Annotated in this window: 23 protein-coding genes and 4 pseudogenes; 23 read left to right on the top strand and 4 right to left on the bottom strand. The window is 39.5% G+C overall.

The window, feature by feature from the left end; all coding sequences use genetic code 11:
* Positions 1-145 precede the first annotated feature (145 nt).
* Both MNQ98_RS12155 and MNQ98_RS12160 read left to right on the top strand, forming a co-directional pair.
* The gene (locus tag MNQ98_RS12155; RefSeq protein ID WP_241933399.1) at positions 146-571 is read left to right on the top strand and encodes a hypothetical protein; all 426 of its coding nucleotides are present in this window, start codon (positions 146-148) and stop codon (positions 569-571) included.
* Positions 572-589: 18 nt separating this feature from the next.
* Positions 590-697: a thioredoxin family protein gene (locus tag MNQ98_RS12160; protein WP_241933400.1), complete on the top strand. Its 108-nt coding sequence runs from the start codon at positions 590-592 to the stop codon at positions 695-697.
* Here MNQ98_RS12160 and MNQ98_RS12165 read toward each other — a convergent pair.
* A pseudogene (locus MNQ98_RS12165) lies at positions 650-853 on the bottom strand (RNA-guided endonuclease TnpB family protein); the annotation flags it as partial. The gene MNQ98_RS12160 and the pseudogene MNQ98_RS12165 overlap by 48 nt on opposite strands.
* 668 nt (positions 854-1,521) lie before the next feature.
* On the opposite strand from MNQ98_RS12165, the gene MNQ98_RS12170 reads away from it, so the two are divergent.
* The 16 genes and pseudogenes from MNQ98_RS12170 to MNQ98_RS12250 all read left to right on the top strand — a co-directional run bounded on the left by MNQ98_RS12170 (position 1,522) and on the right by MNQ98_RS12250 (position 16,052).
* Positions 1,522-2,640 carry an ROK family protein gene (locus MNQ98_RS12170; RefSeq protein WP_241933401.1) on the top strand — a complete coding sequence of 373 codons (1,119 nt, stop codon included), beginning with the start codon at positions 1,522-1,524 and terminating at the stop codon, positions 2,638-2,640.
* A gap of 179 nt (positions 2,641-2,819) precedes the next feature.
* Positions 2,820-3,926 (top strand): MDR/zinc-dependent alcohol dehydrogenase-like family protein, encoded by a 1,107-nt coding sequence (locus MNQ98_RS12175; RefSeq protein WP_277883741.1) that lies wholly within the window; start codon positions 2,820-2,822, stop codon positions 3,924-3,926.
* 16 nt (positions 3,927-3,942) lie between these two features.
* Positions 3,943-5,637 (top strand): ribulokinase, encoded by a 1,695-nt coding sequence (locus MNQ98_RS12180; RefSeq protein WP_241933402.1) that lies wholly within the window; start codon positions 3,943-3,945, stop codon positions 5,635-5,637.
* A gap of 51 nt (positions 5,638-5,688) precedes the next feature.
* Entirely contained in the window at positions 5,689-6,963 is a 1,275-nt protein-coding gene (locus MNQ98_RS12185; RefSeq protein WP_241933403.1) for an MFS transporter, read from the top strand.
* A 185-nt stretch (positions 6,964-7,148) separates the two neighbouring features.
* The gene (locus tag MNQ98_RS12190) at positions 7,149-7,292 is read left to right on the top strand and encodes a hypothetical protein (RefSeq protein WP_241933404.1); all 144 of its coding nucleotides are present in this window, start codon (positions 7,149-7,151) and stop codon (positions 7,290-7,292) included.
* A gap of 38 nt (positions 7,293-7,330) precedes the next feature.
* Complete coding sequence (locus MNQ98_RS12195; RefSeq protein ID WP_241933914.1) at positions 7,331-7,648, top strand: IS3 family transposase; 318 nt, start codon at positions 7,331-7,333, stop codon at positions 7,646-7,648.
* A gap of 293 nt (positions 7,649-7,941) precedes the next feature.
* Complete coding sequence (locus tag MNQ98_RS12200; RefSeq protein WP_241933405.1) at positions 7,942-8,607, top strand: carboxylesterase family protein; 666 nt, start codon at positions 7,942-7,944, stop codon at positions 8,605-8,607.
* Between the two features lie 183 nt (positions 8,608-8,790).
* On the top strand, positions 8,791-9,276 hold the full coding sequence (locus tag MNQ98_RS12205) for a VOC family protein (RefSeq protein WP_208914063.1): 486 nt from the start codon (positions 8,791-8,793) through the stop codon (positions 9,274-9,276).
* A gap of 910 nt (positions 9,277-10,186) precedes the next feature.
* Positions 10,187-10,345 (top strand): hypothetical protein, encoded by a 159-nt coding sequence (locus MNQ98_RS12210; protein ID WP_241933406.1) that lies wholly within the window; start codon positions 10,187-10,189, stop codon positions 10,343-10,345.
* An 817-nt stretch (positions 10,346-11,162) separates the two neighbouring features.
* Positions 11,163-11,645, top strand: coding sequence for a DUF2975 domain-containing protein (locus MNQ98_RS12215; RefSeq protein ID WP_241933407.1), 483 nt, complete (start codon positions 11,163-11,165; stop codon positions 11,643-11,645).
* A gap of 10 nt (positions 11,646-11,655) precedes the next feature.
* The gene (locus tag MNQ98_RS12220) at positions 11,656-11,877 is read left to right on the top strand and encodes a helix-turn-helix domain-containing protein (protein ID WP_087433474.1); all 222 of its coding nucleotides are present in this window, start codon (positions 11,656-11,658) and stop codon (positions 11,875-11,877) included.
* A 24-nt stretch (positions 11,878-11,901) separates the two neighbouring features.
* Entirely contained in the window at positions 11,902-13,146 is a 1,245-nt protein-coding gene (locus MNQ98_RS12225) for a DUF4153 domain-containing protein (protein ID WP_241933408.1), read from the top strand.
* A 282-nt stretch (positions 13,147-13,428) separates the two neighbouring features.
* Positions 13,429-14,248, top strand: a pseudogene (locus tag MNQ98_RS29855) (IS30 family transposase); the annotation flags it as partial.
* A gap of 816 nt (positions 14,249-15,064) precedes the next feature.
* Positions 15,065-15,286: pseudogene (locus MNQ98_RS12240) on the top strand (M48 family metalloprotease); the annotation flags it as partial.
* Positions 15,220-15,369 (top strand): annotated as a pseudogene (locus MNQ98_RS12245) (GNAT family N-acetyltransferase); the annotation flags it as partial. The pseudogenes MNQ98_RS12240 and MNQ98_RS12245, both read left to right, overlap by 67 nt.
* Positions 15,370-15,608: 239 nt before the next feature.
* Positions 15,609-16,052: a GNAT family N-acetyltransferase gene (locus tag MNQ98_RS12250; protein WP_241931683.1), complete on the top strand. Its 444-nt coding sequence runs from the start codon at positions 15,609-15,611 to the stop codon at positions 16,050-16,052.
* A gap of 424 nt (positions 16,053-16,476) precedes the next feature.
* On the opposite strand, the gene MNQ98_RS12255 is transcribed toward MNQ98_RS12250, so the two are convergent.
* Complete coding sequence (locus MNQ98_RS12255; RefSeq protein WP_241933410.1) at positions 16,477-17,250, bottom strand: hypothetical protein; 774 nt, start codon at positions 17,248-17,250, stop codon at positions 16,477-16,479.
* A gap of 170 nt (positions 17,251-17,420) precedes the next feature.
* Here MNQ98_RS12255 and MNQ98_RS12260 point away from each other — a divergent pair, with 170 nt between their 5' ends.
* Together MNQ98_RS12260 and MNQ98_RS29705 are read left to right on the top strand one after the other, a co-directional pair.
* On the top strand, positions 17,421-18,053 hold the full coding sequence (locus tag MNQ98_RS12260; protein WP_347272251.1) for a tyrosine-type recombinase/integrase: 633 nt from the start codon (positions 17,421-17,423) through the stop codon (positions 18,051-18,053).
* Positions 18,023-18,283: a tyrosine-type recombinase/integrase gene (locus MNQ98_RS29705; protein ID WP_347272252.1), complete on the top strand. Its 261-nt coding sequence runs from the start codon at positions 18,023-18,025 to the stop codon at positions 18,281-18,283. The genes MNQ98_RS12260 and MNQ98_RS29705 overlap by 31 nt, the downstream gene beginning before the upstream one ends.
* A gap of 1,180 nt (positions 18,284-19,463) precedes the next feature.
* On the opposite strand, the gene MNQ98_RS12265 is transcribed toward MNQ98_RS29705, so the two are convergent.
* On the bottom strand, positions 19,464-20,042 hold the full coding sequence (locus MNQ98_RS12265) for a type 1 glutamine amidotransferase family protein (protein ID WP_241933411.1): 579 nt from the start codon (positions 20,040-20,042) through the stop codon (positions 19,464-19,466).
* Between the two features lie 54 nt (positions 20,043-20,096).
* Positions 20,097-21,035: a helix-turn-helix transcriptional regulator gene (locus MNQ98_RS12270; RefSeq protein ID WP_241933412.1), complete on the bottom strand. Its 939-nt coding sequence runs from the start codon at positions 21,033-21,035 to the stop codon at positions 20,097-20,099.
* 303 nt (positions 21,036-21,338) lie between these two features.
* On the opposite strand from MNQ98_RS12270, the gene MNQ98_RS12275 reads away from it, so the two are divergent.
* The 3 genes from MNQ98_RS12275 to MNQ98_RS12285 all read left to right on the top strand — a co-directional run bounded on the left by MNQ98_RS12275 (position 21,339) and on the right by MNQ98_RS12285 (position 23,169).
* On the top strand, positions 21,339-21,824 hold the full coding sequence (locus MNQ98_RS12275) for an NTF2 fold immunity protein (RefSeq protein WP_241933413.1): 486 nt from the start codon (positions 21,339-21,341) through the stop codon (positions 21,822-21,824).
* 110 nt (positions 21,825-21,934) lie between these two features.
* Complete coding sequence (locus MNQ98_RS12280; protein ID WP_241933414.1) at positions 21,935-22,456, top strand: NAD(+) diphosphatase; 522 nt, start codon at positions 21,935-21,937, stop codon at positions 22,454-22,456.
* A gap of 62 nt (positions 22,457-22,518) precedes the next feature.
* Entirely contained in the window at positions 22,519-23,169 is a 651-nt protein-coding gene (locus MNQ98_RS12285; RefSeq protein WP_241933415.1) for a hypothetical protein, read from the top strand.
* Positions 23,170-23,267 lie beyond the last annotated feature (98 nt).

Genomic DNA, 23,267 nt, shown 5'->3' on the forward strand with positions numbered 1-23,267 from the left:
CAGTTTGATTATCTGCTTGAAATAAAGAAGTTGATCAACATTACGATGAAAGAATATGTCGACATAGAAGCTTATATTAGTAATTGACAAGTAAAAACCATTAGGATAAAATCCATCCGAAAATGGAAAATGAAAGGAGACTCAGATGTGGCTTTGGAAACGAAAGAAAAAAAGAAAGACGCCTGATTTAAGACAATCTTTTTTGCTGTCTCATAGGGGAGGGGAAATATGGATCTCCTGTATCGATAATCTGGACGATGATTACTCTCTCATTAAAGAGAAAGTGTTACGCACGGAACAATTAATTTCTACCCCTACACATTCATCTTACGTTTTGTATCATTTAGATGGTACGGATATTACTTTTGAAACGGCAGAATTAATCATAGATAGTCTAATAAGATCACAAAAGTTTGTAAGCAAATTAGCACTCGTAGGCGTTACAAGAAAAGGAAAAGCAAATATCAATAAATATGTCAAAAGCACGGGTACTGATTTTAAAATCACTTCTAAGTATTTTTCGAGTATGGATATTGCTAAAGATTGGTTAGTTCGTGAAGGACATTATTAAATTCAGGGAGGTAATGAGTTGGAAAGTGTTCAAGCCCAAGAAAAAAAGCCACTATTAAGTGATAAAGTATTTTTGGGGCTGGATGGGTGTTTTAGTTGCTTTGCCCTTAATCATCATGGGTATTGAAACGTGGGTGACATCAAACGAATAGTTTTGGTTGTTCCAAATGCACACAGGTTTCTTAAGTACAGGAACAACCGCATATTTGCTCTTCTCTGCTTTCTTGAATATGCTTTTTGCATCGTTAATGGCTTGATTTTTAACTGCACTTGGCAAAGAAGCTTATATTCATAGCCGTTTAGATGATTGTCTAATGTATTAAAAATACCTTGTTGATTTAACGCTTTAATCTATTATAAAAGGGATGAATTATGTGGAAAGTGCAAATGTCTTTATTAACTTTAGACCAATATATATTATGTTTATCATTATTCTAATCGTCTCATTATTAGTCCCTAGAGAATGGAGATGCAATAAATGCCTGGGATAAGGTAAGAATTGATAATCTAGAAATTGAAAATCTTATACTGGCACCAAGTTGGACCCAACCAAAATTTATAGGATGGGCTCCCGTAGAAAGAATATTAGCTGGAATACAGAAGACGCAATGGGACTAAGAAAGTTTCCACTGTCATATGGCCTGGACAAGAGCCCCATATATGCAAAAGCAGCCGGCAGATTGATCCGCAGCCTTTGCTTAATGCTTAAGAAGTCGCTTAAAGTAGCGGCTTTTTTGTTTATCGTGGATAGAGAAAAAGTGCAATACAAGTGGTAATTGGATAGAACATGCCGGATGTAACGAAAGAGCCTTAGTGTATCGCATCATTTACGCCTTGCACCTTCTATGTACGTAAAAAGCTTTATTGAAGTTTTTGGGCAAAAACATTACAATAATATAAAAATCGGATGATAACTTTTACAAAACTGTTTTGTAAATTCAGGAGGCTGCCATGAAAGTCAAGTCAGTCAGTATTAAAGATATAAATCGCAATCAGATCTATAAACTTCTGCGTCAAAATGAAGGCTTGTCCAAGCAGGACATCGCCTATCAGCTGCAGCTCAGTCTGCCAACCGTAACGCAGAATTTAAATCTATTACTTGAACAAAATCTAATCGCCAATACAGGAACCATTGGCAACACAGGAGGAAGAAAAGCGAGAGCCTATTCCTGTGTAAGTAATGCTAAAGCAGCGATTGGATTAGATATTACCAGACATCAAATAACCATAGTTGCTGTGGATTTAAGTGGAAATGTAATTCAAATTAAACGAAAAAATGAGCCGTTTGAAAGAACGGATGAGTACTTCCGACTATTGGGCATGATGGTTCAGGAAACGGCGAAGGATTTAGAATTAGAACCATCGAAAATTTTAGGCGTCGGTATTGCTGTGCCAGGCCTAATTACGGAAGACCATCAAACTGTTTTTTACGGAAAAATATTGGACTTTACAGGAGAGACGCTGCAGCAGTTTGCAAAATATATCCCATACCCGTCCATACTGATTAACGATGCCAATGCAGCCGGAATTTCGGAAATGTGGGTTAGACCGGAGATGACCAACGCCTTCTATATCTCCTTAAGCACCAACATTGGGGGAGCCGTCTACATAGACAAGCAGGTATATACGGGAGAAAATCAGAAGAGCGGGGAGATCGGTCATATAACGATTGTTCCGGATGGACTTCCTTGTTACTGCGGACAGATGGGCTGCCTGGAAGCGTATTGCTCCGCTTCACTACTGGCAGATGCAGGCAACGGGAGTCTGGAGATTTTTTTTAATCAGGTCAAAGAAGGAAAAGCCGATAAGCTTAAAATATGGGATCAGTATCTATGGCATCTTTCGATTGCCATTAATAATATCAGAATGTTATTTGATTGTGATATTATTCTCGGCGGTTATGTGGGAGCTTTTATGGATGAATACATTGATACTTTGAAGAAGCTGGTCTCTTTACGCAATACGTTTGAACATCGCGCTGACTTCTTGTTGACTTGTAACTATAAGACGGAAGCGATTGCTGCCGGTGCTGCTTTGCCATTTATAAAAGAATTTATTGATCAGATTTAATGAGCTTGCAACCGTGCAAACAGGTTATAAAAGCTGGTTACTAAAGGGACTTGAACCCCTAAGTATCCAGCTTTTTTTATTTTGAGGTTGACAACAAAATAGGGTAGTAATATGATTATATCAATCACTTAAGTAAAAGTGTTTTATAAAACATATTTAAGATTGAAAGGTGGATAAACATGGAGCAACATTCGAACGAAAAAGTTTTGGGCAAAAAATTACCAGCAACTATGAAAGCGCTTGTAGCATATGGCAAAGGTGATTATCGACTTGAAACGAGCTTTCCTACACCACAGTGCGGGCCCGACGATATGATTATCAAAACGGAGGCTTGTGGTGTTTGTGCAGGCGATCTGAAGTGCTTTCATGGGGCAGCGATGTTTTGGGGAGACGATTCACAGCCACAATGGGTACAGCCGCCCTTCGTGCCAGGCCATGAGTTTCTGGGAACCATAGTAGAAGTTGGAGAGAATGTACAGGATTTTGTGGTTGGCGACCGTATAACTGCAGATCAGATCGTGCCTTGTCAGGAATGCAGATTTTGTAAGCGCGGTCAATACTGGATGTGTCAGCCTCATAATATCTTCGGCTTCCAAAAAGACAACAATGGCGGGATGGCTGAGTATGTACGATATCCGCAAACGGCTGTTGTTCATAAAGTACCTGAGACATTGAAATTGGAATCCGCTTTGCTGATTGAGCCCTATGCTTGCTCGAAGCATGCTGTAGATCGTGCACAGATTGGTTGTGAGGATGTTGTGGTTATCTCAGGAGCAGGCCCGCTGGGATTAGGGATGGTCACTTACGCAAGAATGAAAAATCCGAAAACCTTAATCGTTCTTGATCTGATCGAGAATCGCCTTGAAAAAGCTAAAGAATTTGGCGCGGACATTGTGCTTAACCCAAAAGAAACCGATGTAGTTCAGACGATTCTGGATATGACAGAAGGCTACGGGTGTGACATTTACATCGAAGCTACAGGACACCCTTCCAGTGTTACACAGGGATTGAGTATGATCAGAAAGCTTGGCCGTTTTGTAGAATTCAGTGTATTTGGTGAACCGACTACAGTGGATTGGTCCATCATTGGTGATCGCAAAGAACTGGATATTTTGGGTGCTCACTTGAGTCCGTATTGCTTCCCGTTTGTCATTGAAAATATTACGAATGGAAATTTGAAAACCAATGATATCGTCACCCGCTATTTTCCGATTGAGAAGTGGGAAGAAGCGTTTGAATACGCTTCAGGGAAATATGGCGATTTCAAGGTAGCGATTACATTTTGAGAAAAGGTGAATTCCGATGAAAAGAAAATTTGTAATTGGCATTGATTTTGGCACATTAAGCACTCGAACCATACTAACTAATGTGGCCACAGGAGAGATCATAGCTGTTGCGGAAAGGGAATACCCTCATAAAATCATAGATAAAGTGTTGCCGGACTGTGTTACAATGATCGGTCCTGACTGGGCATTGCAGCATCCTGCCGATTATCTCGAATGCGCTTCCACTACAATTCAGGAAGTGTTAAACAATTCTGGCATTGATCCAAAACAGATTATTGGAGTAGGTACGGACTTTACCGAATGCACGATGCTCCCTACTAAGGCAGATGGAACTCCTTTATGTATGATCGATGCGTTTAAAAGTACTCCCCATGCTTACGTGAAACTGTGGAAGCACCATGCAGCTGCGGAAGAAGCGGATAAGCTGAATGAAATTGCCGCATCCAGGGATGAAGATTTTCTAGCTGATTATGGCGGGAAAATTTCCTCAGAGTGGATGTTTCCAAAGATTTGGCAAATTTTAAATGAGGCGCCTGAGATTTATGAGGCTGCGGACCGATTTATGGAGTTGGCGGACTGGATCACCTTACAGTTGACGGGTGTAGAAAAACGAAATAGCTGCACAGCAGGCTATAAGGCCATGTGGAATAAACAGAATGGGTATCCTTCGGCCGCTTTCTTTAAAGCCCTTGACCCAAGACTGGAGCAAGTGATTGATGAAAAAATGTCTCGAGACATCTTTCCGGTAGGCCACAAAGCCGGAGAAATTACGGAGGGAAGCTCACAGTGGACCGGCCTTGCCGTAGGCACAGCCGTATCGGTGGGGATCGGCGACGCACACGCTGCAGTAATTGGAAGCGGTATCACAAAACCGGACATTTTATTAATGGTTATGGGTACTTCCGGCTGCGATATGCTGGTAAGTAATAGCAATATCAAGGTACCAGGCATCAGTGGAGTTTGTGAAGATGGCATCCTGCCTGGATTTTATGGATATGAAGCCGGTCAATCCTGTATGGGAGACCACTTTGCCTGGTTTGCTGAACATTGCGTGCCAGAACGTATTGAAGAAGAAGCTAGAGCAGCTAATAAAAAAGTGTTGGAACTGCTTAACGAGAAAGCAGACAATATTAGACCGGGAGCAAGCGGACTATTGAGCCTTGACTGGTGGAATGGCAACCGCTCCATCCTGGTGGATGCGGATTTGACGGGCTCCATCTTCGGATTAACCACGGCTACAACGGCTGAAGAAATATACAAGTCGTTAGTAGAAGCTGTCGCTTTTGGGAAGCGAATGATTATTGAAAACTTTATCAATCATGGAGTAATCATCCGAGAAATAATCGCAACCGGTGGTATTGCAGAAAAAAGCCCGTTTATTATGCAAACCTTCGCCGATATTATTGGCAAGCCGATTCATATTGCAGCAACACAGCAAGGAACGGCTATGGGTGCAGCCATGCTGGGTGCTGTTGCAGCCGGCAGTCGTCAAGGCGGATATGACACCATCCAACGTGCAGGTAGAGAGATGGGCAAAGGAATCAAAAAGACCTATACACCTAGACCTGAACATCGGCAAATCTATGATGAACTGTATTCAGAGTATGTCACACTGCACGATTATTTTGGCAGAAATTCAGACAGTCCTCTTAAACGTCTTAAAAAGATAAAGATTAAAACCATGGTGGAACGGAAAGAGACCGGGAAATGATCTATGAACATGTAATTTAATGATCTCGATATGGAAGGACAGAGGATATTTATGAAAGGTACAAACTTTCTGGACAGGATCGGGATTCCTTCTTCGCTTGCCTGGGGGTATCTTGGAATTCTTTTATTCATGACGGGAGACGGCCTGGAGGCAGGGTGGCTAAGTCCGTATTTAGTAGAACATGGGCTCACTGTGCAGCAATCCGGTGTGTTATTTACGGTGTATGGCGTCACAATCGCTCTTTCTTCATTTCTTTCCGGTGTGCTTGTTGATGCAGTTGGACCAAAGAAGGCGATGCTGACAGGTCTTATTCTGTATATCCTGGGTTCGGCAGGTTTTGTAGGATTAGGTGTCAGCAATCTATCCTATGTGGTCATGCTGCTAACTTACGCATTTAAAGGGCTAGGCTATCCACTATTTGCGTATTCTTTCCTTGTCTGGATTGCTTATCAGACGCCTCAGCATAAGTTAGGCTCGGCTGTTGGCTGGTTCTGGTTCGTATTTACCGGCGGAATGAACGTAATCGGGGCCTACTATTCCAGATGGGCATTAGAACATCTGGGAGCGATAAACACATTATGGACCGCCTTAGTATGGGCACTTATGGGTGCTCTGTTCGCCCTCATTATTAATCGCGGAGAACGATTGAATCTGCCTGCATCAAGTAAAACAAGCAACAAATTGAAGGATATCGCAAGCGGATTGGCCATTGTAAAAAAAGAGCCTAAAGTCGCATTAGCCGGTATTGTTCGAATTATTAATACAGCTGCACAGTTTGGTTTTCCTATTTATATGCCTCTTTATATGGAGAGTCAAGGCGTTAGCACAGCTTCCTGGTTACACCTCTGGGCCATGATCTTTATCGGCAACATTGTCTTCAACCTGATATTTGGCATTGTGGGCGATAAGATTGGTTGGAAGAATACCGTGATGTGGTTTGGCGGCGTAGGCTCAGCCGTATTTACGCTTTTACTATTTTACAGCCCACAAATTGCCGAAGGAAATATCGTTGTCCTTCAGGTCATAGGCGTACTATGGGGAGCATGCCTCAGCGGGTATGTGCCGTTGTCAGCGCTGGTACCTTCTCTTGTTGAAACGCAAAAAGGGGCGGCCATGTCGATCCTGAATTTAGGGGCTGGTCTCAGTGCCTTTGTAGGCCCCATCCTTGTAACCCTTTTCATTGGGACTCTCGGATATACTGGAATAACGTGGATGTTTGCATGTTTATTCCTGGCATCAAGCTTCATCATGATTTTTATTACACTGCCTGATAAAAAAGATCAAAAGGCTACCAGCGAAGGAAGTCATGAAATTGTGAATGCTTAAACAACTTGAGGTTTAACGTTGTTTTATGAAATTGTTGGCAAAACCATTTATATACTTGGGGCCAACTTGTGAGCTGTCGGAGGTCAAAAACTTATATGCATACGAAGCCGCGGTAATGATATTATCCCCTTTAAGTAGATAGTGTGTAAATAGCGCATAAAAGTCTACTTGGAGGGGGTTTTTTCATGGGCGAAATACGGAAGACATACGACATCGAATTCAAGTGCAAGGCAGTTGCGATATTCCTGGAGGAAGGTCTTGGCTACAAGACGGTAGCTAAGGACTTGCGCATCGACCAACGCCCAAACAGATCGAAGAGCAAGCTCTGAAAGAGAAGATTCTCGAGTGCCGTACCCAGCTAAAGGGCATTTACGGATACCCATGGGTTCGTGTCTGGCTAAAGAAAACCTTTGGCTTGAACGTCAACCATAAGCGTGTGTACCGGCTGATGGAAGAACTGGGGATTCGTGCACGTATTAGGCGCAGGAAGCCATACTTTGGCCGTCGGGAGGCCGGGATTACCTCAACCTACGTGCTGAATCGGGATTTCAACGCCACAGCACCGAATACGAAATGGGTCACCGATGTGACCTATCTGCCAATCGGCTCTCACTTTCTGTACCTGTCGGTTATGTTCGATCTGTATAACAACGAGGGAATTATGTCCGACGACAAGAACATATAGACATTGAAAGCCGCATAAAATGTGGCTTCTTTTGTTTTAAGTATATAAGTTCTTGTCCTAACTCAACGACAAGAACTTGGATACTTAACCGATTAGATGAGTGTCTAAGCCTGTTAAGCTAACGGGCAGTTTAATGCAACAAGAGCCCAACACTATGACCAGGAACAGAATATAAAGGCTTATTGGCAGTCTGTTCAGTTTAAGGCTAAAATACAACTGAAGGAATTTCGGGAAATATGGGGAATTCTATTTTTACCCCCTATGGGAGATATCACTAAAGTGAGGGAGATACAATGAGTCAAACCGTAAATAAATTGGAAAAAGAAATAACAAAAAGAGTGCAGATGAAATACCTCTTACATTTGCCAGATCATTATGAAAAAGAATCCTCAATTAAGTGGCCTTTAATCTTATTTCTTCACGGGGCAGGTGAACGTGGAGATGATCTGGAGTTGGTAAAAGCACATGGAATTCCTATGATAGCAGAACGCGATCCTTCTTTTCCATTCATTACGATTTCCCCTCAATGCCCGGAGGATTCTTTTTGGAATGCTGAACAAGACGGATTGATGGCATTAGTAGATGAGATCATTGCAAACTACAACGTAGATCCAGATCGGTTATACTTGACGGGGCTAAGCATGGGTGGTTATGGGACGTGGCACTTAGCAGCAGAATATCCAGGAAGGTTCGCGGCTATCGCTCCAATATGTGGTGGAGGTAACCCCAACCGGATACATGAACTAATAGGAACACCCACCTGGGCATTCCATGGCGCGAAGGATGATATAGTTCCTATTGCTGAATCAAAAAAAATGGTAGACGCACTTCGCGAAAACGGTGGAAATGTCTCTTTCACAATTTATCCTGAGTCGAATCACAACTCCTGGACAGAAACATACGATAATCCGGAATTATATAGCTGGTTTCTAGGTCATTCTTTAATGGTAAGGAAATGAAGTTGTTTTACACTAACGGGAAACTTGCTCGGCGGCAGCTCCTTTTTCGTTTGCTGAAGTAACGGGCAGGATAGTTTAATACTTTTCGCGAATACTCCACAGATGGAATTATTTACGAAATTCGCAAATTAGACTCTAGGCGAAACTCTCGAAAGCATATAATAAAAACATGGGAGAAAAAAGATGATTAAATTTATCTCATCAGTTTTATTTGTTAAGGATATAGCAGTTTCACGGATGTTTTATGAAGAGATTTTAGACCAACAAATAGAGATAGACTATGGTGTCAATATCGGATACGTTGGTGGCTTTTCAATATGGAAGAAGGACGTAGCACATCAAAACATATTTAGAGATAACAAGGCTGAAATCGAATTGATAGGTAATAGGAAGCAGCAAATTGAACTGTACTTCGAAGTAGAATACATAGATAAGATATGTAAAAAACTTAAAGATCATCAGATTGAATTCGTTCATGACATGTTTGAACAACCTTGGGGGCAAAGAGTATTTAGAGTGTATGATCCAGATAAATATATTATAGAATTAGGCGAACCGATGAATGTGGTAATAAAGAGATATTATGAAACGGGTATGACATTTGAAGAGGTAGCAGAGAGGTCTTCAACTCCAATTAGTATTGTAAGAAGCGTAATTAATAATAAATAATTAGCACTATAGATTTTCAAGGTAGTGATGGCTTATTAGGGGAAGTCGAGAGCATCGCCTAAACCAGCTAATCAAAGTCAAGTTTTAGTATATTTAAGATTTCAGAAAACCAAAGATTACAGACTTAAATAAACCTACTTATATTGAAACATGTCAGGGGACAAGAACATATTCCCATTGAAAGTCGCTAATATAGCGGCTTTTTTGTTTTATCGGCACAAGTTCTTGTCCCGAGTCAAGGACAAGAACTTGTACCGATTGCCGAAAAGGACAAGAACATGTTCCGATTACCGAATAGATAAATATCTAACTGAAGTTTACAGCTATTCATTAAGCTAACGGGCAGGTTAGTTGAATAGATGGGGCCGACCATGGACGATAGTAAAATTGTAAGTTTTTATGATGAAACCCTACAATTTGAATGGCATAACGGGCAGAAAGGAAACAATTATGACTTGCATAATATTACCATAATTCAACTTATAATGATTAACATTTGATATGTTAAAATTATAATTATAGAGTACAAATTGGAAGGATAGATTCAATGAAAACTAAAAAGATTATTTTTAATATTTCACTAATACTTTGGTTAATATCAACTGTTTACTTTCTTTACAAATATTCTTTTGGTATGGGGTACTGGGAAAATCCTCTATTAGTTTCTATTTTCTTCTACATATTCGCTGTAATTATTAATAAAGGCTTTAACAAGATAATTACATGTATTGCCATATTTTATATTGGATTTGGAGTATGGTTCATAATTGATTTATTATTATCTTTGGGTGATGTTTTATCGGTAGATTAGAGAAACTGGATTCTAAAGGGAAACGCTGGTTGAAATCAAGACTAAAACCTTCTATTAGAAAAGAAACTAGAATTAATTGCTTTAATAGGAGGTTTTATTATGGTTTTAAGTGAACTTTGGCGTCATCTTGAGGCAGACAAACGAATCCAAGGGTTAAGCCCAAATACATTGCGAGCTTATGCTTTGCAACTCAAGATGCTGGTTAAGGACCTCGGGGATGTAGATATCACTGAATCTGCTGAAGGAATACTTAGCTAAGCAGTCCGATCACTTGAAGCCGAGCAGCTTAGGGCATCGCATCCGTTTTGTACGATCCTTAATCCGATTTGCATATGAAGAAACCTATTTACCTAACAATCCTTCGCTCAAACTGCGCGAGCCTAAACTGGATAAGCGGATTCCTAAGTTTTTGATGGAGGAAGATGTCATTCATCTGAATATCTCATGTCAGACCTTAAGGGAAAGAGGGCTGTTTGAGTTTCTATATAGCACAGGAGGGCTTCAAGAGGATTATTTCAATCCTAAACTTAAAAAGGGTGCTGTCGAGGGACAAAAACATGTTCCCATTGAAAGTCGCTATTTTAGCGGCTTTTTTTGTTTTATCGGTACAAGTTCTTGTCCCGATTGCCGTAAAGGACAAGAACATAGTCCGACAATGCATAGCTCATAATGATAGGTTTTAAATTGAAAATAACAAAAATACGACCGGAGCGCAGTACACTAAATCCGGTCGTATCTTTATCTCCGACGATAAGAACATATAGACATTGATAGTGTCTAATGACACAAAGTTACCTACAATGTGTCGGGTGTGGTGAAATGTAATAAACTCGCTAGTGAGAAAACAGGAGAAGAAGAAGTGTTATTCAACTAATGGGCAGGTTAGTTCAATAAGTTATAAATTGAATGTTTAAAGTTATAGAGCATTTCTTTGCAATGAGGAATGCTTTTTTTGTTAGAAAAAGGATATCCCTGTAACAACAATAATATAATATATTTCATTAAATTTTTATTGTAAAACGATAAAATGCATGTTAAAGTCAAATTGACAATAACTAAGTGAGGTGCTTTTTTTGTGAAACGAGGAACAACACTCTTTTTAAAGATAGCTGTTATTATTATTGGAATTCCTGTTCTTGCTTTGTGTATATTTTTGGTGCCTGAGATAGCGAATTATGCAGTAGTATTGTATCCAGATATGACTTTTTTGAAATATCTCGTTTTTATCGGTTTGTATGTCACAGCAATACCTTTTTACTTTGCTCTGTATCAAGCTTTTAAACTTTTAAACTATATTGACAAGAATAAAGCTTTCTCGGATTTATCTGTAAAGACTTTAAAGACTATAAAATACTGTGCAATTACAATCAGTATCTTGTATGTTGTAGACATGCCACTCTTTTATCTCTTTGGCGAAAAAGACGACGCTCCGGGCGTCATAGTAATCGGATTGGTCATTATTTTTGCTTCAATGGTGATTGCAGTCTTTGCTGCTGTTCTTCAAAGGCTTTTAAAAGAGGCTATTGATATAAAATCAGAAAATGATTTGACGGTCTGAGGTGAATAACATGGCTATTATAATCAATATTGACGTGATGTTGGCTAAAAGGAAAATGAGCGTAACTGAACTTTCGGAGAGGGTTGGAATAACGATGGCTAATCTTTCTATATTGAAAAATGGAAAGGCAAAAGCGATTCGATTATCCACTTTAGAGGGGATTTGTAAAGCTTTAGAATGTCAGCCTGGCGATATTTTAGAATACAGAAGTGACAAAGATACGCAAGGATAAACAATTATAAGGGGAGGTATAACCATGGACATTAACAATCGGTTTATTGATAATATGGATAACCCCCATGAGCTAGAGAGAATGTTTAGAATAGAACCCGAAGCTTTTAAAAAATCATTCTCATACGCCTGGGAACAAAACCCTGATTCGCAGGTTCTTGCCGTTTGGTTTGAAAGATTGCATTTCAAGGAGACGGTAAATACAGAAAAAGCATCCTTGCTTCAGAAAGATTTCTTATTCATGGGCATTTTAGCATTTCTGGCCGGGATTAGCACCAGGATCATTATGCATTTTGTTGAACAGCAAGCAATATCCCCTATTAACCTTGTATTTGGTGTACTTCCCTTTATTGCCACCTATTTTGTATACAAGAATTCAGCCAACAAAAATATTCTTTACACCCTTGTAGCGTTATTCCTAATCTCAGGAATTTATATGAATATGCTTCCACTAGAGAATAAAGACGGTATTATCCTGGCTTATCTACACCTACCCATTTTCTTATGGGTATTAGTAGGGATTGCATTTACAGGAAATGAATATGGCATGGGCAGGACAAGATTAGCCTATCTTAAATTTAATGGGGAATTTTGCATACTCTACGCCAGCATGGCAATTAGCGGAATGCTGCTAACAGCATTAACCATGCAGTTATTTAGTTTTGTCGGCATGGATATATCTGAATTCTATTTTGAAAATGTCGTTTTATTTGGTGCTGCCGCGCTCGCTATTGTGGCTGCATACCTGGTATCAAGCAACCTTAAACTTGCTAAAAATATAGCACCCTATATAGCCAAAATTTTTAGTCCTCTTGTACTGGTAACATTGTTGGTCTATCTTATAACGGTGATTTGGGTCGGAAAAAATCCATTCTTGGACCGCAATTTTCTCCTATCCTTCAACGGAATACTCCTTAGTGTATTGGCCGTCACCATATTCTCCATTACCGAGAGTGGCACTGACGAGAAAAAGAGCATTTCTGATTATATAAATTTTGGCCTAATTGTTCTTGCACTTATCATTGACTGTGTGGCTTTATCAGCCATAGTGTTCAGGCTCTCTTCTTATGGGATTACGCCCAACAGACTTGCTGTTTTAGGCGTAAACATACTGATCTGTGCCAATCTAATTTGGATTATGCTCTCCTATATGCGATTTCTACTTAACAAAACCGGACCTTCAACCATCCAGGATGCGGTTACTAAGTATTTGCCGGTCTACGGACTTTGGGCAGCTTTCGTTACATTTATATTTCCTTTAATCTTTTAATAGAAAAGTTCTGTAAATGCATATTTTTCTTTGTAAGAAGATAATAATAGACAACAAATTTTCCAATAAACGCAGAACGATAATTGAGGAGCTTGCCTTGGGCAGCTCCTTTTTAGCTAATTGAAGTAACGGACAGTTATGTGTAATCACAAAACACACCCAAATATGGTAATATATATGACGGATTGTAATATGAAGTGCGACACCTAAAAAAATGGCCCAAGGAAGATTCGTGTACCATGGAAGTTACCACACAAACCATTACACAAGGAGAATCTTACCATGGGTTATAAACATCTTAGCATAACGGAACGATCTAAACTAGAATTGCTCGTACAAATGAAATGCTCTTTGCGTGAGATTGCCAAAAAACTTGGCCGCCATCCTTCCACGATTGGCCGAGAAATCAATCGAGGCCGCAACGGTCAGGAATATGAAGCACATGCAGCCCAGCAGGCGTCTTTAGAGCGCAGAGCTTCGTGCGTGCCTAAGGGAAAGTATACTTCCGAGCTTGCAGGAACTCAACCAGAAGCTGAAGGAAACGTGGTCCCCGGAGCAGATTGCAGAGAAACGACGAGTCGAAGGGAAGCCTTTTGTCTGCTTCAAGACGATCTACAGATGGCTCTACATGGGACGGCTCTCAGCTGGAGAGGTTAAGGTTCTGCGACACAAAGGCAAGCGGCAAAAGCCGGTGGAAACACGCGGTCGCTTCCTCGTCGGTACCCCGATTAGCCAGCGTCCAAAAGAAGTCCGCAAACGTACGTCTTTCGGCGATTGGGAGCTTGATACGGTTGTCTCCAGCAGATGAAAAAGTAAAGCTTGTGCTGCCACCTTCATTGAACGGAAGACACGTCTATACATAGCTGTAATAATCCCGGACAGAACCGCTTATTCCATGGAAGTTCCGTTTGGTGTGGTGGCCAGTCAGTACCCTCAAGGTGTCTTCCAAACGGCAACAGCAGACCGAGGAAAAGAATTTGCTTGCTATTCGGATTTGGAAGCCGTTCACGGCGTTAAAGTCTATTTTGCAGACCCGTATTCCTCATGGCAACGAGGCTCGAACGAGAACGGAAACGGTCTGGCTTTGGAAGAGTTTTTGAAGCTAAAAATGAAAACGGTGACGTAAAAGCAGCAATTAAACTCATTCCAAAGACGCCTGGCGCAGATCGTGAGCTTTTGTTTGAAGATCTTAGTGGTGTTCGTAACATCATCCCCATAATTGATTCCGGTGAATTTGGGGATAACTGGGTTCTTGTGATGCTACGGGGGGGAGAAGTCGTTACGTGACCATCTTATAGAGAAGGGGAGTTTATCTGTTTCTGAAGCTGTGAGCGTCTTATCAGACATTGCTACAGCATTGTCTGATATTAAGGGTAAGGTTGTTCACAGAGATCTTAAACCAGAGAATATGATCAAACCTAAAAAGAAAGCTCAACCATATGAAATTCCATTCATAATGTTGATGATAAATTAGCAGCTGAACAATATCTTAGAGAACTCAAGATTCTGTCAACAATTAAGTGATCTTAAAGAACTTGATAGGGGGTAATGTACCCAAATTTGTGTCATTAATGAGTGCACATTTGTTACAAGGGAGGAAAAAATTAGATGTCGAGGGACAAGAACATGGTCCCATTGAAAGTCGCTATTTTAGCGGCTTTTTTGTTTTATCGGTACAAGTTCTTGTCCCGATTGCCGTAAAGGACAAGAAGATGGTCTGATTACCGATTAGATAAGTATTTAACTACTTATCACCGCTCTAATTCATTAAGCTAACGGGCAGGATAGTTGAATAACACACATTAATAAGCAGGCGCTGATGCCTGCTTATTCTATTAATCAAAGTAACAATGTATATCAAGATAAAGTGATAAATGAAATTGTTGAGATAGATCAGCAGAAAAAAAGAGTAACAATGATGGAGTATTTTCGTCATACTTGTGTTGCGATCCGTTGTGAAAATATTCGAAAATGCATTCAGAAGGTTAATGAACAACTGCTTAAACATGTGATCGTGCATGAACTGGCCCACTACAAACGAAAGGATACGATCTGGAATATGGTCGGCAGTCTGTATTTTCATTTAATGATAAAGCTATTCGTTTGTACACTAAGATTGGTTTTCAACAGGAAGGAAGCAGCAGACAAAGTCTATTTAGAGACGGTGAATGGCATGACATCATTCATATGGTTCTTTTGCAACATGAATACTTTGAGAAATAAGTAAAAAAGGGATAACATGGTTCTACCGTAAAAGAGAGGAACAGCTATTGAATGGCATCAACTAAATATGATAATATAGATAATTAAAGTGGAATCTGTTTGATTGCAAATCGATTAATATAATTCCGAAAAGAGTGGTAAGCATGAAGTCATATATCAATTGGAGATATACGATCACCATCTACAAAAAAGTGATGAAAGGAGCGTGATAAATTAAAAAGAAAAAGGAGCAGAACGAAATGATACAAAACAGAAAAGCAACCGTTAATGACTATGATATGATTATAAATCTTTGGGAAAGATCGGTAATGGCCACTCATCATTTTTTGAGTTTCAAGGATAAAGAGGAAATCAAAAAAGAATTACCCATGTATTTTCCTCATCTTGATGTACGTCTCTGGTATACCGAAGACTCTATCATTGGTTTTACCGCCATCAATGAAAATCACTTGGAAGCACTATTTCTCGATCCCGATAAAATTAGCAAAGGGTATGGGAAACAAATTATGCAAATATGCATCAATGGTTTTGGGATCACGTCCGTTGATGTGAATAAACAAAATGAGAATGCGACAAGGTTTTACTTAAAAAGCGGTTTCGGAATAATCGGTGAAGATTTGACGGATGGAGCAGGCCGCCCTTACCCTATTTTACATTTGAAATACAATGAACAGCAGAAGTAATTCTTCTGTCCAGGCTGTCGAGAAATCGACAGCCTTTTAAATAACTATTAATATCTTTTTTGACAGCATACAGAAGTTTAATGATTTTGCGATACATAACGTTACATAACTAATTAGGTGATTCAACAATTCTGTTAGAGGAACATCGATGGAATGACGGTGGAACAAAAAAATCAAACGCGTAAAGTCAAACTCGAACAAAAAAGCATTACTCTAATCATTAAGAAATGCTTTTTTGTTAGTTGAACCATTACGCTAACGGGTACTATAGCTTAATTAAAACGCGGCTGCCGGCATGGATCGGCAGCCGCGTTGCGCTAACGGGCAGGATAGCGGAGTGGATTCAAGTTGCAATTTCTCAGAAGTCAGCTGCAGAGGACAATAAACAAAAACGGACGCATTGAAAATGGTGCGTCCGTACTTACTAATTGGCTTTTTTAGGAGGTTTTGGTACATGAAAGCGAACGGGTTTTGCAATCAAGTCTCTGGCAACATAGATTTGTGAATGTTCTCTAAGATCGCCGATTTGAAGGATTAAGGGTGTTTCAACCCCTAATGTCGGAATTACAAAACGATGTTCGTTTTGATGGACAAATTCATCGCTTTTCCAAAAGGCAATATCGATGTTCTGACCGTCTTTTAACCGCATTGATTGATTAATAGAGTAGTCAGCGTATTTGACTCTTTTACCAACCAAAGCATATCCTTTTTCGGTAACTGCTTTCAAAATTTCCTTAGTGAATACTGCAAAATCTATCAAGAGTACATGTTCTCCAAAGTCGCCAATAATTCGTTCAAGTTTTTCTGATTTCAATACCAATTCAACGAGGTAGGAATCTTCATCTTCACCTATAATCTCAAGCAAGGTAGAGTCTACTGCAAATGAGCAAAAGGTCGGCATCGCGAGAATGGCATCATAAGCAAAAGAAATTTTAGAAGCTGCAATCTTGCCCAATTCTTCACCTGTCTCCGGGTGATAAGCAGTGAGATCAGCAATGTTAGTAATGACAGAATGACCATCATATCGATCGCCAACGCCCTTTTTTCCTTGTTCCTGTTCTATCTTCTTATATATTCCAAGGCAGTTCATATATATATTCCCGTCTTGAAGTGATTCAAGGCGTTCCTTAACATTGGTAAACTTCGCAATAAGATGGAGTTTATTGTTGTAGAATGGGATGCTCGAAAGGCTAACCAATAGAATTCCTCCTCAAACCATATTACTCTTAAATATAACATACATTTACAAAAGACAAAGGTAGAACAGATATCAGTTAAGCTAACGGAGAACACTAGTTCAAATCAGAAAGATTAAAACCTTCTATTAGAAGCAAACTAGATTTAATAGCTCTAATAGGAGGTTTTGTTATGATCTTAAGTGAGTTGTGGCGACTGTATGAGACTGATAAACGTATCCAAGGATTTAGTCCGAAAACATTGAAAGCATACGCTCTCCAGCACAAAATGCTGATGAAGGAACTCGGTGACCTGGATATAACCGAGATAACTTTAACTCTGCTGAAGGAGTACTTAGCGAAGCAATCTAATCGGTTGAAGCCAAGTAGCCTAGGACATCGGATTCGGTTTGTTCGTTCCCTTTTTCGCTATGCTTTTGAAGAAACATACTTGACTTCTAATCCCTCCCTAAAACTACGAGAACCTAAAATGAATAAAAGAATTCCTAAGTTTTTAATCGAGGAAGATGTAATTCACTTAAAGATCTCTTGTCAATCACTGAGGGAAAGGGCGCTACTTGAGTTTTTCTACAGTACGGGCTGCCGGGTTGGTGAAGTGGAGAAGATAAATATCGAGGATCTTAACTGGGAAAACTGCTCTGCAATTGTTAATGGTAAGGGTTCAAAGCAGAGAGAGGTTTATTTCACGACAGAGTGCAAAGTGTGGCTAAAGAAGTATCTGGCCAGCCGTGAAGACAACTGTAGAGCTTTATTCGTAACCGATACACATCCGGAATGGCCATTCCTACGATCAGGTGGGCGTTGAAACGGCTTGCAGGCCGAGGAGAGCTTGAAGTAAATCTATATCCGCATCGATTTCGTCATACCTATGCGTGTCAACTCCTCGATAATGGAGCGCCTATAGATTTCATTCAAGGCATGCTAGGGCATGAAAAAGCATCAACCACTCAAATATATGCTCAGCTGCGCGGCGAACGACGACGAGAACTTTATCGTCGTTTTTTTAGAATTTTGAATAACAGCAGATTCCAATAAAGTCCGCCTTTATTCAACTAAAGGGCAGGTTAACGCAACGTTTCAACCACTAAAATCGTTATATCCAAGGGACTTAGCTTGGCAAGAACGCATATATAATGTCGTGTAGGAAGAATAAATGATACATAGATATGGAGGAATAGTTATGGAGACGAAGGAGAAAATTTCTCAAATGATAACACCATGGAATCTATTAAAAGTTTAACTGAACAAGATGCGAAGACTTTCTTGAACCTTATATATGCTCTTTTGAAAGATAACGAGATCCCAAGCGAAAAATTGATTTCACATGTATTATCCATTTACGAGAAACAAATGCCGAGAGTGGTTAAAGCAAGATAGAATAATAATTAATCATCAAGCAGTAATAAGACGCTTGGCAGAAAAAACATCTGAATATAAATAACGGCGTAATGATGTGGTAGATAATATTGTTAAGCTAACGGGTACGATAGCTCAACAAATTGTTTTACCACTTTAGAGAACATACTAATATATGTTTGAACCAGCTAACCTCTGGGTCTAATGTGGAGCATTGAAGACTACTATAAAGTATTTGTGGTGGCTGGTACATAAAAATAGAGGATCCGGCTGTGAATAGTCGTATATATATTTTGTGCAGTGGCCTCTCAGGGAATAACTGCCCAGAATAGGTTTGGAGCCAGCAGGTATTCCCTCATGGACTTCTTTAACAGAAATGAGGCGCTCGATGTTCTTGGCACTGCACAAATTCATAAATAATCATTAACCTGTCGATATGACAGTTTTTTTGCTGTAAACAAAGAACTTAACAGGAGCCCTTTAAAGTTATTGAGGCAGATCCTCGACCTCTCAGTTTATTTTGGGTAATGCACCGAATCTGAAACCTGACATGCTACATTTGGCCCATTACGGAGCTCTTAAGAAAACTTGGTTAATCTGGTGCAAATGATTCGAATAGGTGCATAAGGTGAATAATTTTATGCTTACAGATACGAGCATTAATGAAGGCCAAGACAACTTTAGAACTTTTTATCCCTTTTATGTTGGAATAGATATCGCGGAAGTATTAGACTGACCCAATAATTGAAACAGCGACAGCCATAGACGAGAAAATAAAGTCTTAGACTGCCGTTGTTTTATTGAACTATAGTTCCCGTTAGCGGAATAACTGCGTTTTTTTTAACCGCAAGACATATTTTTATTCTTTATAAAAGCCCATTTTAAACATTTGATACCAATCTTCTAGTTTGTTTTCTTCCATTACCTGCAGATATTTAAGGATTTCTTTAGCAAATTCAACCGCTGATGTTCCGTTAGCAGTTATCAATCCATCTTTTGAAACAACTTGCTTTTCAATAAAGTGCTTCGAGCCTTTATAGCTTTGTGCATACTCCTCTAAATAGGCTAGTGAATTGCCTGTATGCTCCTTATCATCTAAATATCCTTTATCTGCCAAAAAAGTACACGCATCACATATCGCTGCAATCGGAATACCTTTTTTAATGCATAAATCAACTGCTTGCTTAACATCATCATTCTCACTTTTCAGCCATGAAGTTCCACCCACTAAGATAAGCATATGAAAATGTATTGGAATTTCAGCAATTGAATAGTCTGGAACAACCGTGAAACCACCCATTGATTTTATTGGATTTTTATTAACTGCCAATGTTTTAATGATGAATCCTGTTTCTGGTTTATTCAGCTCTGAACAAATATAAGCACTTTCCCAGTCTGCATAGTTTTCCGAAATAAACACAAGTATTTCTTTTTTCATGCTCTCAACTCCCTTTCTTTATTTATTGTCATTCTACAGGGCAATAGGTGACAGCTATATGTCATCTTTATAGAAAGAAAACATTTTTTCAAGTTTTATCTTCACTGTATGACGTAGCGATGTTGGTTGAATTGCACGAACCTTCCCTTGAAGGCTAATAACTAAATCTGCGACCCAATCAATGTTAGAAGTATAAAAGCGAATCAAGCATTTTTTAACTTCACAGTCATCACTAGGCTGTAAATATTTTGAACCTATTTTGTCTACTATATAAAATTTGTCCTCATTGTCACACTCTAATAAAACTTCTATAGGGTATTCAGAGGTAGAAGAAATAGTATTATTTATATCGAAATTGATTTCACTATTAGATCTGTAGCAAAATATGCTATCCAATACCTCATAGGATAATATTCGGGATAATTTAAATAAGCGAAAATTATTTTTTTCCAGGCAAAAAGCATATAGATACCAATATGTCTGCTTGAAAACAAGTTTATGGGGCTCAACAATTCTCTTGGATTGAGAGTGCATAGAAATATATTCCATTTCAATGCATTGCCTATTCAAAATTGCGGTATGTAATTTTTTGACCTTTTTTTGCATTTCGCTTTCTTCAAACCATGATGAAAGATCAATGATTATATCACTTTCAGCAATTATCAAACTTTCATCTTTAGGCAAAAGCTTGTTTATTAAATATTGTATTGAGCCTTCACTATTAATGCTTCTCAATCCACTTAATCCGACATATAGGTTTTTAATATCCTCTTCTGATAAAATACTTCTATTTAACTTATATCCTTCTGATACTGAAATTCCGCCTCCAATCCCGGGAAAAGAAACAATTGGAATTCCAGCCATGTTTAATGTGTCTAAATCACGAAATATTGTACGTTTAGATACTTCAAATTTATCCGCTAATTCTTGTACAGTAACTCGTTCTTTATTTGTTAATACACTAATGATACTTATCAACCTATCAATCTTCAAAAAATCACCTTCTACAAGTATTACTTTATTTAGTGAAATATTATATCACAACGTTCTGACAATGTTATCTGTATTACGTTAAACAGTAATTAACCCGGATTTCGAAAGTACGACTCTTTGAAAACGTGAATAGGGCTCCGAATCTTTGGTAGAATGGTGTTTGTCGAACAACATCAGCCAAAGAGAGGAGCACATTTTAGGTGAAGTCTAAGCCTGTGTTATAATTCACAACTAGATGGAGTGAATATATGGAAGTGCATAGATTCCTCCTGATCTCAACAATCTCTTTGAGGGTGATTCAAAATGAGCTTTATGGATGCTTTGGAGCAATTAATAGCGGAGCAGGAGCGAGAACGTGACCGGCTTCGAGTCAATCAAATCACCGTACGGGTCGACTATAAGAAAAAGAGCAAACGCAACGTTTTTCAAAAGGAGAAAGTCATCGAATATGGTTTTGTAGAACGTGATTTGGATGATGAGAATTTATTTGGGAGGTTTGAACTCTATTTCGCCGATCGTGACACTCTTCTCCAGCAAGATCGGTTTGGAGATGATATTGCTTTTGGAGAGCTTACAGATGAACATGCAGTTGCAACGGCAATCTTCTCCTATTTAGCGGAGTATTATTCTCATTTTTTGGAGGAAACTCCCTTCGCTATCAGCTATAACCCTATTGCAGAAGCTTGGATTATCGAAGGAACTCTTCCTCCGGGATGTCTAGGCGGGGTCATTTATATAGCTCTTGCAAAAGAAAATGGAAAGCTTCTCATGATATTTGGAACGAGATAAATCACAAAAGAAATGAACAGATTTTAGGCACTAGGTTCTATTAAGCTTCTGATGCAACAACAATATAATGAAACGGACTATTTATTTCATAGAATGCAGGTGGATGAGTGATGAAGTATTGTTATGTTTGTGGAACGGAATTACATTCCAAGGAATGTGAAGGTGAAGGATTGATCCCGTATTGTGATTCATGTCAGGTGTTTCGCTTTCCTATTTTTAGTACGGCGATAAGCACAGCAGTGCTGAACAAAGAACGGAACAAGGTGCTGTTGATCCGGCAATATAATATGAAAGATTACATTTTGCTGGCTGGTTATGTCAATCGGGGGGAATCAGCGGAAGAGACGTTAATCCGTGAGGTGGAGGAAGAGGTAGGACTTCATGTGGATGAGTACAAGTACATGCGAAGCCTGTATTTTGAACGCTCCAATACACTGATGTTAAATTTCGTCTCTGTAGCACATGATGAGACACTTATGCAAATTAATTGTGAAGTTGAGCATGCTGAGTGGTTTACTTTTGATGAAGCCAGAAAGGTTATTATGAAAGGAAGTTTGGCGGAGTCTTTTTTATTGACTATACTTGAACGAATTGAAGCAGATGACTTAGGACGGCTTAACGGAATTGCTTAAAGAAGTGGCGAATTAACAGTAGAACTGTGCAGTTGGAGAAAAGAGCTTACTAAGATGAATATATGCATGTTAGTCCACGGGGGCGTTACGTTACTGGTTATCGTGCCTACAGCGGTCAGCTTGTCAGCGAAGGAACAATGAAGGATGTTTCTATTTTTGCACAGACGTTGAACTTGTATCTGGGTGAAGCTGCGATCATTTGGGCTCTCTCGAATGGAAGGGTGGACAAGGAAAGTAGCTGTTCGGAGGCGTATACGTTAGCAGATTTCGATGGACAACGGTTACGCATGATGCTACCGGCAGACGTCCAGTCTACCTGGATCGTACGACATACACAAGGGCCACGAAGACTGGAGCTTCCGTACGTTTTTCCCCAGCTAGGTACGATTCTTTTCCTTATGGTGCTGTATGGTTTCGGCTTGCTGGATACCACCAAAGGGCTAGGAAAGAAGTTCGAACAGATGAAATTGAAGATTCAGCCAGAGGCACTAATAAGCGATGTTAGTGTTTTCGTGGATAACAACGGAACCCGACTTGTCCAGGCTAGTATCGACGGAACGATTTATCTGGGGATGGACCGATACAAGTCCAGAGAATGGTTTATTCTCGATCTCTCGACTCGACGATATGTCCCGGTCGAAGATGAAGAGCACTACCGACTCGTAAATGCTCTGGAGAAGTACGCGGAGAAGCACACAGGGTGTGTAGGATAGATAATGATGTATAAGAAAAGTAATCCTATGATGAAAGCAGGTAATGGTGTGGGGACAGCTTATAAACTAAATTGCAAACACTGTACATACAGTCGTGA

It is taken from the genome of Paenibacillus sp. N3/727, assembly GCF_022637315.1.
In the GTDB taxonomy this organism is placed as follows: Bacteria; Bacillota; Bacilli; order Paenibacillales; family Paenibacillaceae; genus Paenibacillus_AQ; species Paenibacillus_AQ uliginis.